This window comes from Pandoraea sp. PE-S2R-1, assembly GCF_002179865.1.
In the GTDB taxonomy this organism is placed as follows: Bacteria; Pseudomonadota; Gammaproteobacteria; order Burkholderiales; family Burkholderiaceae; genus Pandoraea.
Map to the genome: position 1 here is coordinate 1 of NZ_NGUR01000106.1, position 414 is coordinate 414.

The following is a 414-nucleotide window of genomic DNA, read 5'->3' on the forward strand; positions in this document are numbered from 1 at the left end:
CATCGCGATATCAAGAATGGCCTGTCGGCACCGCCGAAGCTCACGCTGCCGAACATCGCGAACATGATGACCAAGCCGCGCTGGGGCTTGGGTATGTTGGGCACACGCCGACGCACATTCGGCAACATCGTGGGGCATGCCAAGGGGGTGGACGATATCGGTTCACTCGCGGCGTGGTCGGCGGCGCAGTTCGATCCGTGCCTGTCGTGGGACGACGTTGAGTGGATCAAGAAGCGCTGGGGCGGCAAGCTCGTGCTTAAGGGCGTGCTCGACCCTGAAGATGCGCGTGCGGCACGCGATACCGGGGCGGATGCCATTGTGGTGAGCAATCACGGCGGCGTCAGTTGGACGGCGCGATCTCGACGATCCGTGCATTGCCCGACATTGTGGCGGCGGTGGGCGTGACACGGAGGT

Annotated in this window: 1 pseudogene; it reads left to right on the forward strand. The window is 64.0% G+C overall.

Features of this window, described 5'->3' with window-relative positions:
- Positions 1–414, forward strand: a pseudogene (locus CDV44_RS27250) (alpha-hydroxy-acid oxidizing protein); the annotation flags it as partial.